11 protein-coding genes and 1 riboswitch are annotated in these 13,789 nt (G+C 56.1%); of the genes, 3 read left to right on the forward strand and 8 right to left on the reverse strand.

All coding sequences use genetic code 11. The annotated features are described in order from the left end of the window. Positions 1 to 278 precede the first annotated feature (278 nt). From hemL to R70331_RS23875, 8 genes are all read right to left on the reverse strand, one after another. Entirely contained in the window at positions 279 to 1,580 is a 1,302-nt protein-coding gene (gene hemL / locus R70331_RS23840; protein ID WP_156131182.1) for a glutamate-1-semialdehyde 2,1-aminomutase, read from the reverse strand. 33 nt (positions 1,581 to 1,613) lie between these two features. Then, positions 1,614 to 2,612: a porphobilinogen synthase gene (gene hemB / locus R70331_RS23845; RefSeq protein WP_042179817.1), complete on the reverse strand. Its 999-nt coding sequence runs from the start codon at positions 2,610 to 2,612 to the stop codon at positions 1,614 to 1,616. A gap of 1,050 nt (positions 2,613 to 3,662) precedes the next feature. Then, entirely contained in the window at positions 3,663 to 5,219 is a 1,557-nt protein-coding gene (gene cobA / locus R70331_RS23850; RefSeq protein ID WP_042179819.1) for a uroporphyrinogen-III C-methyltransferase, read from the reverse strand. Between the two features lie 5 nt (positions 5,220 to 5,224). Next, positions 5,225 to 6,304, reverse strand: a complete 1,080-nt coding sequence (hemC, locus tag R70331_RS23855; protein ID WP_042179821.1) for a hydroxymethylbilane synthase — start codon at positions 6,302 to 6,304, stop codon at positions 5,225 to 5,227. A gap of 388 nt (positions 6,305 to 6,692) precedes the next feature. Then, on the reverse strand, positions 6,693 to 7,340 hold the full coding sequence (locus R70331_RS23860) for a precorrin-2 dehydrogenase/sirohydrochlorin ferrochelatase family protein (RefSeq protein ID WP_042179824.1): 648 nt from the start codon (positions 7,338 to 7,340) through the stop codon (positions 6,693 to 6,695). 5 nt (positions 7,341 to 7,345) lie between these two features. Further along, positions 7,346 to 8,173, reverse strand: coding sequence for a cytochrome c biogenesis protein CcsA (ccsA, locus tag R70331_RS23865; RefSeq protein WP_042179827.1), 828 nt, complete (start codon positions 8,171 to 8,173; stop codon positions 7,346 to 7,348). A gap of 5 nt (positions 8,174 to 8,178) precedes the next feature. Next, positions 8,179 to 9,585 carry a glutamyl-tRNA reductase gene (gene hemA, locus R70331_RS23870; RefSeq protein WP_042179828.1) on the reverse strand — a complete coding sequence of 469 codons (1,407 nt, stop codon included), beginning with the start codon at positions 9,583 to 9,585 and terminating at the stop codon, positions 8,179 to 8,181. A gap of 207 nt (positions 9,586 to 9,792) precedes the next feature. Then, complete coding sequence (locus R70331_RS23875; RefSeq protein WP_042179830.1) at positions 9,793 to 10,632, reverse strand: protein phosphatase 2C domain-containing protein; 840 nt, start codon at positions 10,630 to 10,632, stop codon at positions 9,793 to 9,795. A 226-nt stretch (positions 10,633 to 10,858) separates the two neighbouring features. After that, positions 10,859 to 10,961, forward strand: a riboswitch (purine riboswitch). 125 nt (positions 10,962 to 11,086) lie between these two features. Between R70331_RS23875 and R70331_RS23880 the strand changes: the two genes are divergently transcribed. From R70331_RS23880 to hpt, 3 genes are read left to right on the forward strand one after another with little or no spacing between them, the layout of a single operon-like run. Further along, positions 11,087 to 11,647, forward strand: coding sequence for a phosphoribosyltransferase (locus R70331_RS23880; protein ID WP_042179832.1), 561 nt, complete (start codon positions 11,087 to 11,089; stop codon positions 11,645 to 11,647). Between the two features lie 30 nt (positions 11,648 to 11,677). Then, positions 11,678 to 13,189 (forward strand): IMP dehydrogenase, encoded by a 1,512-nt coding sequence (locus R70331_RS23885; RefSeq protein WP_042179835.1) that lies wholly within the window; start codon positions 11,678 to 11,680, stop codon positions 13,187 to 13,189. Between the two features lie 32 nt (positions 13,190 to 13,221). Beyond that, on the forward strand, positions 13,222 to 13,755 hold the full coding sequence (gene hpt, locus R70331_RS23890; RefSeq protein WP_042179839.1) for a hypoxanthine phosphoribosyltransferase: 534 nt from the start codon (positions 13,222 to 13,224) through the stop codon (positions 13,753 to 13,755). The last annotated feature ends 34 nt before the right edge of the window (positions 13,756 to 13,789 follow it).

A 13,789-nucleotide genomic window follows, 5' to 3' on the forward strand; every position in this document is an offset into this window, starting at 1 on the left:
CCCGGCACCCGTTACAGGCTTATCCCAGCTGCCTTTTGCTGGCTTATTCTCGCTGCGTTTTACCTCTTTGTTCCAGCTGCCTTGGGCCGCCTTATCCCAACTGCCTTTTGCTGGCTTATTCACATTGCGCTTTACATCTTTGTTCCAGCTGCCTTGAGCATTCTTACCTATTTCGTTCTTTGCAGCCTTGTTCTCTCCGCCTCTTGCGGTCTTATCCCATCTGCCTGTTACCGTCTTATCCCAGCCGCCGCTTCTCGGCTTATCCCCGCCGCCGGCCGTCACAGCGACTTCAGCGCCCGGTAGTGGGCCTCAAGCGTATCGTCGATATCCTGCTCGCTGTGCACGCCTGACACGAACATCCCCTCGAACTGGGATGGCGGCACGCTAATGCCCTGGTCGAGCATTTTGCCGAAGTAGCTGCGGAATTGCTCCAGATTGCTGGATTTGGCCGTTTCAAAGTTATAGACCGGCCCTTCCGTGAAGAATGGGCAGACCATCGAGCCGATCCGGTTGATCGTCAGCGGAATGCCGGTGTCAACGCTGTTGCGTTTAAGCCCAGCCTCCAGGCGCGCGCCCAGCGTTTCCAGACGGTCATACACTTCAGGAGTCAGCAGCTTCAATGTGCTGAAGCCGGCAGCCATTGCCAGCGGATTGCCGCTGAGCGTACCTGCCTGGTAGATCGGCCCCGCCGGAGCCATCTGCTCCATAATCTCCCTGCGGCCGCCATAAGCGCCGACCGGAAGACCGCCGCCGATGACCTTGCCGAAGCAGGTCAGGTCCGGCCGGGTCCCGAACAGGCCCTGCGCACAGCTGCGGTTCACCCGGAACCCGGTCATTACCTCATCAAAAATCAGCAGCGCCCCATAGCCCGTAGTCACCTTGCGCAAGCCCTCCAGGAAGCCCGGCTGCGGCGGCACAACGCCCATATTACCGGCAATCGGCTCGACGATGATCGCGGCAATTTCGTTGCCGTAGCGTTCAAAGGCGATTTTGACGCCTTCCAGGTCGTTGTAAGGTACAGTGATCGTGTTCACCGCTACTCCTTCAGGCACACCCGGGCTGTCCGGCAGACCCAGTGTAGCGACACCTGATCCGGCTTTGATCAGCAGGCTGTCCGCATGGCCGTGATAGGAGCCTTCGAACTTAAGGATTTTGCTGCGTCCGGTATAGCCGCGGGCCAGACGGATTGCGCTCATGGTAGCTTCCGTACCGGAGTTAACCATCCGTACGATATCAACAGACGGTACACGCTCCACGACCAGCTTAGCCATCTCCGTCTCCAGCAGTGTCGGCGCGCCGAAGCTGGTCCCTTTTACCGCAGTCTCCTGCAGTGCTTTAACCACCTCTGGATGGGCATGTCCCATAATAAGCGGCCCCCAGGAGCAGACATAGTCGATAAAGCTGTTGCCGTCGATATCATAGATGCGCGAGCCGATCCCGTGATCCACATATACCGGTGTCAGGCCGACCGATTTGAACGCCCGCACCGGGCTGTTCACCCCGCCGGGAATATACTGCTTAGCTTCTTCAAAAGCGTTCCGGGAAGCTTCTTCCCGGCGCGACAATGGCACATTGCCCATGTAATTCACTCCTGTTCTGTTCTTTATTTCAGTTTAGCCGCGCAGCCAGCGGGCCGCATCCTTGGCAAAATAAGTGATAATGATGTCCGCACCCGCACGCTTCATGCCGGTCAGCATCTCCATTACGATAGCTTTTTCATCGATCCAGCCCTGCAGCGCTGCCGCTTTGACCATCGAATACTCACCGCTCACATTGTAAGCCACCAGCGGCAGATCGAACTGGTCGCGGATCGTCCGGATCACATCGAGATAAGCCAGCGCCGGCTTAACCATCAGCATGTCGGCACCCTCCAGCACATCAGAGTCCGCTTCGCGGATTGCTTCACGCAGGTTAGCCGGGTCCATCTGATATGTTTTGCGGTTGCCGAACTGCGGCGCAGAATCAGCAGCCTCGCGGAAGGGGCCGTAGAAGGCAGAGGCGTATTTTACCGAATAGGACATAATAGGCACATGCTCAAAACCATTCTCATCCAGTCCCGTGCGGATCGCCTGCACAAAACCGTCCATCATGTTAGAAGGCGCAATAATATCCGCCCCGGCCTTGGCCTGCGATACTGCAGTACGGGTCAGCAGCTCCAGCGAAGCATCGTTGATGACATCCCCATGCACCACGCCGTCAACCACATGAGTATGAACCATGCCGCAATGGCCGTGGTCCGTGAACTCACACAGACAGGTATCAGCCACAACGAGCAGCTCGGGGTACCATTGCTTGATCAGGCGTGTTGCCTCCTGCACAATCCCGTCATCCGCAAAGCCGGACGAACCCACCGCATCCTTCGTCTCCGGAATCCCAAACAGCAGAACCGCCGGAATCCCCAGCGCCGCAATTTCGTCCACCTCGGCCTTCAGCATGTCCAGCGAAAAATGATACACGCCAGGCATCGAGCCTATCTCCGTCTTCACACCTGTCCCGTACGTTACAAAAATCGGCTGGATCAGATCCAATGTATTCAGCACGGTCTCCCGCACCATCCCGCGAATTCCGGCTGTACCGCGCAAACGGCGGTGCCGGGTAATTGGAAAGCTCATTGATGTATCCTCCTGAGTAGTTAATATGCAAGTAGAAACGGCTACACCGCCCTAAACAGGACGGCATCCGTTTCTGCGAGAAATATAAGAAACATTTATAGCGTACAACATATATATCCTTTATTTTAAAAAAAGTCCGGCAGCACTGAGCAATGTCAGCGCATGTCCGGAATACCTGTAGTGTTGGTGTGCCATACTTGTGGCAACTGGGTTGGGATAAACCAAACCATAAACATCAAACATCGCGTGGTCTTGTACGACATCGTTTCTGTTTGTTGCCTGTATAGTGTGTGGTGAGTACTATTATGCTGCTCCGGCCGAATGTCCCAGCCTCATACTAACTTTAACTGCACTCTGTACAGCTATTCCATCCGTTTTCGTCTGAGTAACCCGTTTAGCTGTACTTTGTGCAGTTATTTTGGCTGAAAAAGCGGCTTTCAGCCGAAATAGGCGACTTTAGTTGTACGGAGTGCAGCTATTCCCGCGCACCAGCCAAATATGACCGTTTTAGCTGCACAAAGTGCAGTTAAAACGTACCAGGAGAGTGTTACCTGCCTTAACGCAGACAATCGACGTATCATCTCCACACGGCGTAGCTCATCCAGCGAGCCAACTACAGACAGTAGGCGGCATCTAACAACAGGTAGCGTAACTCTTCCAGCCAGCATTCTAAAGTGTTCAACACTTCTGCAGACAGTAGGCGGTATCTAAGTACACGCAGTTTAGCTCAACAGCCCAGCAAACTAATGTGTTCAACACTCCCGCAGACAGTAGGCGGTATCTAACTACACGCAGCTTAGCTCAACAGCCCAGCAAACTAATGTGTTCAACACTTCTGCAGACAGTAGGCGGTATCTAAGTACACGCAGCTTAGCTCAACAGCCCAGCAAACTAATGTGTTCAACACTCCCGCAGACAGCCGGTGCATCTAACAAAATATAGTGTAGCTCATCCAGCTACACACCCCGTACTGCTACTTCTACAAACCGCCGGCGCAAAATGCCATAAGCCGCCTCGCCATCAAGCTGGCCGCCGGCAGAGGATCAAGCCCTACCTTACTCGTGTAGACTCGTTCCATTGACACAGCTCCTGCACGAGGCCTTCAATTGTGGCCTCGTCAGGCAGCAGGCCCGGGGTCAGGCCGGCGGCGACGGCCGTTTCTTCGGTCACCGGGCCGATGCAGGCGATCTTGACGCCGGCCAGCACGGCCACCGGATCTTCCAGACCCATGCGTGCCAGGATCTCGATGAAGTTGCGCACGGTCGAAGAGCTGGTGAAGGTAACCGCATGGATGCGTTTCTCCTCGAGCAGGCGCAGCAGCTCGATATCATCCTCTCCCGTCACCACCGTCTCGTAGGTGTCGATCTCGGTCACTTCCAGCCCAAGCCCCTGCAGCTTGGCCGGAAGCCACTCCCGCGCAAGGTCCCCGCGCGGCAGCAGCACCTTCTGGCCCGCCGCAAGCTGCGGGCCGAACGCCTCAAGCAGCCCTTCCGCCTGGAAGCGGGCGGGCAGCTCCTCAGCCACCAGCCCCCGCTCCGCCAGCGCGGCGGCTGTGGCCGGCCCTACCGCGCCGATGCGCGCGCGGTATAAACCGCGGATGTCCACCCTCAGCTCCGCCAGGTGGCGCCAAAAGAACTCCACGCCGTTCGGGCTCGTGAAGAAGACCCAGTCATAGGCTTCCAGCGCTCCCAGCGCGGAAGCTATAGCGGCCTTCTTCTCTTCGCCTGCCGGCATGACCGTCTCAATGACCGGGAACTCGTACGGCTCGCCGCCGAGCTCCTCAATGCGGTCCACCAGCTCGCTCGCCTGGCTGCGGGCGCGGGTGACAACGATGCGCTTGCCGAACAGAGGCAGCGCCTCGGCCCACATCAGCTGCTGGCGCTGGCGCACCACTTCGCCGACGACAATGACCGCCGGCGGCTTGAAGTCCGCCGCCAGCACCTTCGCCTCGATGTCGGCGAGCGTACCGGTCAGCGTATCCTGCTCCGCACGTGTACCCCAGCGCACAAGCGCTACAGGCGTCTCCGGCGGACGGCCGTGCTTAATCAGCTGGCTGCTGATGTAACCGATCTTGGCTACACCCATCAGGAAGATCAGGGTTCCGGTTGCATTCGTAACCTTGTCCCACTGGATGGAATGGTCCAGCTTGTCCGGGCTCTCATGCCCGGTAATAATCGACAGGGAGGAGGCATAGTCCCGGTGGGTAACCGGAATGCCGGCGTAGGCCGGCACGCTGATTGCCGAAGTAATGCCCGGCACAATCTCGTAGTAGATACCGTTCCGGCGCAGCAGCTCCGCTTCTTCGCCCACCCGGCCAAAAATCGTCGGGTCCCCGCCCTTAAGCCGCACCACCGTCTTGCCCTCCAGGGCCAGATCAACCAGCAGCTGGTTGATCTCCTCCTGCTTCATGGTATGGCGGTCAGGCAGCTTGCCGACATAGATTTTGTCTCCGCCGGGCTTCATTTGCTTCAGCAGCCGGGGACTGGCCAGCCGGTCATAGACCAGCACATCCGCCTTGCGGATACACTCCAGCCCCTTCACAGTGATCAGCTTCGCATCGCCCGGTCCTGCACCTACCAGATATACTTTCCCCGTCTTCTCCGCCATCTCCATCATCCCCTTGTATCTGCCAGAATCTTCTCTGCACCCCGGGCAATCAGCTTCCGGGCTACCTCTTCACCAAGCCATACCGGGTCTGTGCCCGTTAGGGTCTCTTTAAGGATCACCGAACCGTCCGGTGTCCCTACCATCCCTGTCAGAGTAATTACCCGTCCAGCGGAATGAGTTGCCCCCGTTAGTACGTCTTCTGCGGATTGGCCCGCAGCAGCTCCGGCAGCGTTCCCCTGATCCTCGGATTCCCCTCCGGTCACAGGAATCTCCTCAACCTGAGCACTCTCTTGCCCCTGAGCAACCGCTGCTGCTCCAGATCCAAGCACCGCATAAGCGCCAATCGGCACCTGGCAGCCGCCGTTCAGCGCGCCGAGGAAGGTCCGTTCCGCCGTCACCGTAAGCGCGGTCTGCTCATCGTTATAGAGCGCGAGCAGCCTGCGCAGCTCAGCGTCGTCCTCGCGGCACTCGATGCCGAGCGCGCCTTGCCCGACTGCTGGCAGACATACCTCCGGCTCAAGGTAGGAGGTAACACGGTCCTGCCAGCCCATCCGGGTCAGTCCGGCTGCGGCAAGCAGAATGGCGTCATATTCGCCGTTCTCCAGCTTCTTCAGCCGGGAGTCAATGTTGCCGCGCACCGGCTCAATGACCAGATCCGGCCGCAGCGCGGCCAGCTGGCTGGAGCGGCGCAGGCTGCTGGTGCCTACACGCGCACCCTCAGCCAGCTCCTCAAGACTTGCAGCACCAGTGGCAATCAGACAATCACGCGGGTCAACCCGCTTAGGCACAGCCCCGTTAATCAGGCCCTCCGGCAGCTCGGACGGCATATCCTTCATACTATGTACAGCCATATCGATTACTTTATCAAGCATCGCCTGCTCAATTTCCTTCACGAACAACCCTTTGCCGCCTACCTTGGATAAGGTAACATCCAGAATCCGGTCGCCTTTGGTAATGATTTTGTGCACCTCAAAGGTGAACCCGAAGCCGTGCTCCGCGCTCAGCCGGGTCAGATCATCAATGACATGCCCCGTCTGGGTCAGCGCCAGCGCGCTTTGTCTGCTGCCTACAATAATTTTGCGCATTCTTAATTCCTCCCGGTAACAATAGCTTCTTCTCCCGCCGCTCTCCCAACCATTGTACTCTTATACAGTCTGCGGCATGCAAAGATATCCATTAGACTTGTCATACCTTTGCTGTATACTTTATACCTGTAATTCTTACATTGCGGCCCGGATTGCCACCAATAAGCCCCAATAAGTCCCCAAGACTGGCCCATTCAGCCGGTACAGCCTAATGAAGCCCAAGCGCCGCCAGCCTCTGTCGCATAATATCCGTCACAGTAACCGGCGCCCAGTATCCGTCGCAAAGCCGCCGTCGTACAGTATTCAACACCCACTATCCGACACCCAGCAGCGTGCATTGGCTGGTATCCGGCATAACCAGCATTCAGAAGTCACGCCACAGCTGCCGCTATTCCTCCCGGTTCGCCGCAATCCACGCACTTACAGCCTCCGGCGTCCACTCTATAAAGGTGCCCTGCCGCAGCTCATTCAACACATCGAGCTGCCCCAGCCGGCGCAGAAGCCGGCCCCGGATCTCTGCCGCAGGCTCCTGCCGCTTAATCTCAGTCCGCATCATGTGCAGGAAATCCAGATAAGGCTCATACTCCCCCCCGAACAGCTCCGCCAGCTGCGCGGTAATCCCGGCCGCAGCAGAGGGTCCTGCACCGGAAGTCGAGACGGCCACAGTCAGCCTTCCCCGGCGCAGAACCCCAGGCGTAATGAAATTGCCCGCCTCGGCACGGCTGGCTACATTTACGGGCAATCCGAGTGCCCGGCACTCGGACGCGGCCGCTTCATTGATCTTTGGATCACTGCTCGCGGCATAGACCAGGAAAGCCCCCCGGACATCTCCCGGGGCATATCCGCGGTCCAGCCAGCGGATTCGGCCTTCCCCGGCAAGCTCCGCCAGAGCGGTGCTCAGCGCAGGGCTGATCACCGTAACCCCGGCCTTTGCATCCAGCAGTGACAGCACCTTGCGCTCCGCTACTGCCCCGCCCCCGATGACAACAATCCTCTGGCCGCTGACATCAAGCATAACCGGCAAATAATGTGTCATCCGTCTTACCTCCCGCTCCAGCCGTGAAAGTCCGAAAGCGAATTCAGCAGAAAATTAAGAATAATAAAAGCATACCCTGAAATCGCCCAGCGGGCCATAACGGTACCACTCCTGCGGCCGGTCCGCTTCAGCAGAATATACGCTATATATACCCCAAGCCCAACCATCGTGGTCAGCACCTTGGAATCCTGGAACAGCGGTGTCCGCCCCTCGGCAATAATCGACATCGCCGCCAGCACCAGTGACACGATCAGCAGCGGCACCCCCGCAAGAATTGCGGTATACGAATATTTGTCCATAGTCTCCAGGCTCGGAAGCCGGCGGATGCGGTCATCCCATTGTTTACTCTTAAGCTTCGTATGCAGGAACAGATACATTATCGCAAATACCGTCCCCAGTGTCAGTGCGCCAAAGCTCAGATTCGCCAAAATGATATGCATCGCCAGCCAGCCGTGCACCGCCCTCCAGCTCTCCAGCCCGTGATCCGCCGCCGTCAGCCACACCCGGTTCAGCAGAAAGACGCTGAAGCCCGCCCCGCTGAGCAGCAGAATGGTGAATTCACCGCCGCGAGTAAAAGCAAGGGCCAGCGACGTCAGCACAATACTGAAGGAGAACCAGAACAGGAAATCATAAGGTGTAAAAATCGGCAGCCCGCCCTCCTGCGAGAACCGGACTGCTAGCCCCGCACATTGCAGCAGGCCCGTAACAGCAAGAAGCCCTGTGCCCAGCCGCTTTCCGCCCGGATTACGCCGAAGGCAATCCGAGAAAATAAACAGCAGGCTCAGGGCATATAGCAGCAGAGCGGCATCATATATTCCGTTCAGCAGTTGCATGCTGCTCACCCGCCCAGCAGGCCTGCCGGAGCAAAAACGGTCTTAGGCACAAGGAATTCGGCAGCAGGTACACGGTCGTTCTCACTCCGCTGCGGCACAGGCACAGGTGCAGGCGCCGGGCTGCTCCCGCCGCTGCCGGCCTCAAGCTGCTCCTGCAGGGCAAAAATCTGTGTGAAATACGCAAGGGCTTCATTTCCCTTGTCACCGCCGGACATTTCCTTGATTACATTAATCGGATCATGCATCATCTGGTTGACGATGCTCTTGGTCAGCCTGCGGATCACCTTGCGCTGGTGGTCATCGAGCTCAGGCAGCTTGTTAAACAGGCTGTCCATCGTCTCATCATAAATGGAGTTTGATTTGTCCTGCAGCGCGCGGATGACCGGTCTGACGCCAAGCGTCTTCAGCCACACCTGGAATTCATCCATCTCCTCCGCAATCATCACTTCGATCTTCGCGGCTTCACTGCGGCGCATCTCCAGGTTGCTCTCCACGATGCCTTCCAGATCATCGATGTCATACAGGAAGACATCCGGTACACTAGCCGCTTCCGGATCAATGTCACGGGGAACCGCAATATCGATCATGAACAGCGGCCGCGACGGACGGCGTTTCATGCCGGCAGCTACCTGTTCCGCAGTCAGCACATAGCCTTCAGCGCCTGTCGAGCTGATCACAATATCAACCTCGTCCAGATGCTGGAGCGCTTCATCAATTGTGCTCGGCCGGCCGGCGAACTTCTCTGCCAGCTCCACCGCCCGCGACAGTGTACGGTTGGCGACGATCACCTCAGCCGCACCGCTGCTGTACAGATGCTTCACCGTCAGCTCGCTCATTTTGCCGGCGCCGAGAATCAGCACTCTTTTGCCGGTGAACATGCCGAAGATCCGTTTTCCCAGCTCCACTGCCGCATAGCTGACCGAAACCGCACTTTCGCCGATGGAGGTCTCGCTGTGTGCGCGTTTGCCGAGAGTCACCGCCTGCTTGAACAGCTGGTTGAACCACGTTCCGGTCACACCTTCGCTCTGGGCAGTCAAAAAAGAATTGCGCACCTGTCCCAGAATCTGCGTCTCACCGATCACCATCGAATCCAGGCCGCAGGTTACGCGGAACAGATGGGCAATGGCCTGCTCATCCTCGTATATATACATATGCTGAGTAAATTGCTCACTTTTCACATTGAACCACTGCTCCATGAAGCTGCGGATAAAATAACCGCACATATGAAGGCGGTCTACGACCACATAAATTTCCGTACGGTTACAGGTGGCCACGACGACCCCTTCCAGTACGCTTTTGGTCTTCATCAGCTGATGAAGCGCTGCGGGGAGATCCTTTTCCGCAAAAGCGAACTGTTCTCGCACCTCAATGGGAGCCGTACGGTAATTCAGGCCAACGACGACAATGTGCATCGCTTGTTCACCATCCTAGTCTCTATTCAGTGGTGTAGGCACTGTCTTTCACAATCTCGAAATCACGTGTGTTAAGTATATCACATCAAAATACGGCTTTTTACAAAACCTTTGAACTCTTTATGACATCCAGATAATAATGATTATAAATAAAAAGCCATAAAAGTACTATGGTTTATGATGGGTTATTTTTATTTTATTTATGAATCAGGCAAAGCGCAGCACGAGTCCGGTTTTGTCATCAGACACTTTTAACCGCAGAGTTGCCTGAAGTCTTGCATCCTCCTGCTCTGCCGCATACAGCTCATCCGCATAGCCCTTGAGCCCTTGTGCATCAATGGCTGTAAACAGGCTTGTCCAGCTCTCCGCCCCTGAATAAATCCCGTCCGTAAGCAGGTACAGACTCTCCACATTAGCCCGGTTGAATGTCCCTTTCTCCAGAAAAAGCGAAAAATCCGCACTCCCGTTCATCACACCGTAGCCCTCCAGCGTATTCGCCTTGCTCCGGTTGTCCCGCAGCAGAGGCATAAGCAGCCTGCGCAGCTCCGCCGGCTCTTCCACCCCGGACTCACGCAGCTCCGCCATCCGGTCCAGCGTCTTCTGATCGATATGCGCCACCTGTGTATGTGTAAGTGCCCTTACCGTACCGTCTTTGTATCTGCACAGCAGCATACAGTCCCCGGACTGCACATAATCGATGGAATACTCTCGAACAGCAACAACGGCATACGCAGCGGACCACAGCGCGGAAGCATCCAGCACATCCACACCTTCACTAACCATTGCCTGACGCAGACGTTCGTTGGACCGGACAGCCCTATTGTCCAAAGACAGCCCGCCCGGCTCTCCAAAACAATCAGCAGCAAGCCGCGCAGCCAGATACCCGCCTGTAAATCCCTCCGGATTCCGGTAAGGCGAAAGGGAGGTCGCCCCGTCCACAACCCCATATATGGCTGCAGGTTCATTGACGACAAGGACATCCTCATTCCATTCCCCGTCTCCCTGTAACGTATACTTCTCTACTCTACACCGGCTTAAGCTCTCCATCGCCGCCTGACCCCTTCCGTAAGCAGAACCTTTTTTTTGTGGATATCCACTGTTTTCTAATAACCATACTATTGCACATAAAGCACCGGATTACCTTTTTCCAGTAAAACAAATCAACTCCGGCTCCAATTACGTCATATATACTGACACAAAAACAAGGATTGACACATATAATCCACAATGATAGCATATATAAAAATAATCAAAGTCACAATACCTAACACGTAGTTAACAACCACATAACTCTTGTATAAGCTCATTAATTTGGTTTGAGCGTTTCTACAGGCAACCGTAAATTGCCCCAGGCTACAAGAGACACCGCATGCGAAGAGGCTTAAGGCTGAGCAGACGCAGACAACCCTGTGTTCCGCCGTCTTTTGGCCGCCTTTGTTACTGCCGGTGTCTCTTGTCGTCCGGGGTTTTTGTGCATATTCAGATAAAAGGAGTGGAAGCTATGAGCGCATCCTATGCAAGACTCAGTGAATCGATCAGCAACGCCAAGAACGTGAGGATCTACAAAAATAAAGAGACCGCCTATGATTTCAAGCTGTATCCTTTCGGCGAGCGCGGTACCTATATTCATCCGGAGCTGATCAGCGAGATTACCGATAGCCTGGCAGCCAGTGTAACGGAGCAGTTTCCCGCTTTTGATTACATTGTATCACCCGAGCCGGGCGGTCACACCTGGGGCATGCTGGCGGCCTACAAGCTGAATAAGCCGATGAACATCCTGCGGCTCAGCACGGAGCTGTACGACAATTACGAGGTATGTATTAAGCGGGAGACGGCGTATAACGAGAACTATATTTATTTTGACGGATTCACGAAGGGGGACCGGGTGCTCCTTCTGGATGATGTGATCAGCTCAGGCGCAACAATCCGCTGTATTGCCGATCAGATGAAGGTTATGGGGATCGAGCTTGTCGGAGTGCAGGGCATTCTGGCTAAAGGAGAGCATTACAAGCAGCTCGCAGCTGATTACGGCATTCCTGTGCGGGTGCTGTCGGCGGTATAACGTTAACCTAACTTCGGAGGAGTGAAAATAATGGCCTATTATTATGAGCAGCCGTCCAGAACGTTCAGCGAATTCCTGCTCGTTCCGAGTCTGACTACCAAGCAGTGCATCCCGGGTAATGTGGACCTGCGCACGCCTGTAACCAAATTTAAGCGCGGTGAGACACCGGCGCTGACGATGAACCTGCCGGTAACCTCTGCCGTCATGCAGGCGGTATCTGACCATAATATGGCGATTGCCCTGGCCAAAAGCGGCGGTATCTCCTTCATCTACGGCTCCCAGTCCGTCGAGCAGCAGGTCGAAATGGTCCGCCGGGTCAAAAAATTCAAGGCCGGCTTCGTGGTCAGCGACGCCAATCTCCGTCCCGAGGATACGCTGCAGGATGTACTCGCGCTTAAGGCGCGCAGCGGCCACTCCACCATCGCCATCACCGATAACGGGGAGCCGACGGGCAAGCTGATGGGTATCGTCACCAGCCGTGACTACCGCGAGAACCGGCTTCCGCCGGAATGCCCGATTACAGCGTTCATGACTCCGCTCTCCTCCTTAATTTATGCCCATGAGGGCATTACGCTGACCGAAGCCAATGATATGATCTGGGACCATAAGCTGAACTGTCTTCCTATTGTGAACAATGAAGGCAATCTGATGTACCTGGTGTTCCGCAAGGATTACGACAGCCATCAGGAGTACCCGTTGGAGCTGCATGACAGCAACAAGCAGCTGATCGTCGGTGCAGGCATTAACTCGCGTGATTACAAGGAGCGGGTTCCGGCTCTGGTAGAGGCGGGAGCAGATGTACTCTGTATTGATTCCTCTGACGGCTATTCGGAATGGCAGGCCGAGACAATCCGGTATATCAAGGAAACGTTCGGAGAAGCTGTAAAGGTCGGCGCAGGCAATGTTGTGGATAAGGAAGGCTTCCTCTACCTGGTGGAGGCCGGAGCGGACTTCATCAAGGTCGGCATCGGCGGCGGCTCGATCTGCATCACCCGTGAGCAGAAGGGCATTGGCCGCGGCCAGGCCTCCTCCGTCATTGAGGTGGCGGCAGCACGCCAGGAGTATTACGAGCAGACCGGAATTTACGTCCCCATCTGCTCCGACGGCGGTATCGTCCATGACTACCATATTGTGCTTGCACTTGCAATGGGGGCAGACTTCGTAATGCTGGGCCGGTATTTTGCCCGGTTCGACGAGAGCCCCGGCCGCAAGCTGCTGGTCGGCGGGAATTTCGTCAAGGAATACTGGGGCGAAGGCTCCAGCCGGGCCCGCAACTGGCAGCGGTACGACTTCGGGAATGCGGATAAGGAGTGCAAGCTGGAATTCGAAGAAGGCGTCGATTCCTTCATCCCGTATGCCGGCAGGCTCAAGGATAACCTGGATCTCAGCATCAGCAAAATCAAATCTACCATGTGCAACTGCGGCGCCTTAACCATCCCCCAGCTGCAGCAGCATGCCAAAATCACCCTTGTCTCCGCAACAACTATTTACGAAGGCGGGGCACATGATGTTATGCTTAAGGAGAAGGATCGCACATCCTGACAGATAATATCGATGCACAAGGAGCAGTGGTTATGAACGAATTACGCAAGGTACTGGTAAGCAAGGCTGAGCTTGAGAGCAAGGTACGGGAGCTGGGCGCTGTCATCTCACGCGATTATGAAGGGAAAGAGCTTGTCCTGATCGGCATTCTGAAAGGCGCGGCCGTATTCATGTCCGACCTGATGCGGGAGATTACCTTCCCTGTCGCCGTTGACTATATGTCTGTATCCAGCTACGGCAGCAGCGCCACCACCTCGGGGGTCATCACCATCAAGCAGGATATCGACACGGATATCCGCGGCAAGCATGTCCTGCTCGTCGAGGATCTGATCGATACCGGCCTGACCCTGCAGCATCTGAAGCAGCTATTCGCCCTCCGCGAAGCCGCCAGCGTCAGCATCTGCACCATCCTCAGCAAGCCGTCCCGCCGCCTGGCCGATATCCCCATCGACTATTGCGGCATCGAGATCCCCGACGAATTCGTCGTCGGCTACGGCCTCGACTATGCCGAGCAATACCGCAACCTGCCGGAGGTATGGATTGTGGAGACGGATGTTGCGCACTAAGTCATAGTACAGCCTTAGAGAAAGAGAAAGCCCG

The organism is Paenibacillus sp. FSL R7-0331 (assembly GCF_000758645.1).
Classification (GTDB): domain Bacteria; phylum Bacillota; class Bacilli; order Paenibacillales; family Paenibacillaceae; genus Paenibacillus_AQ; species Paenibacillus_AQ camerounensis.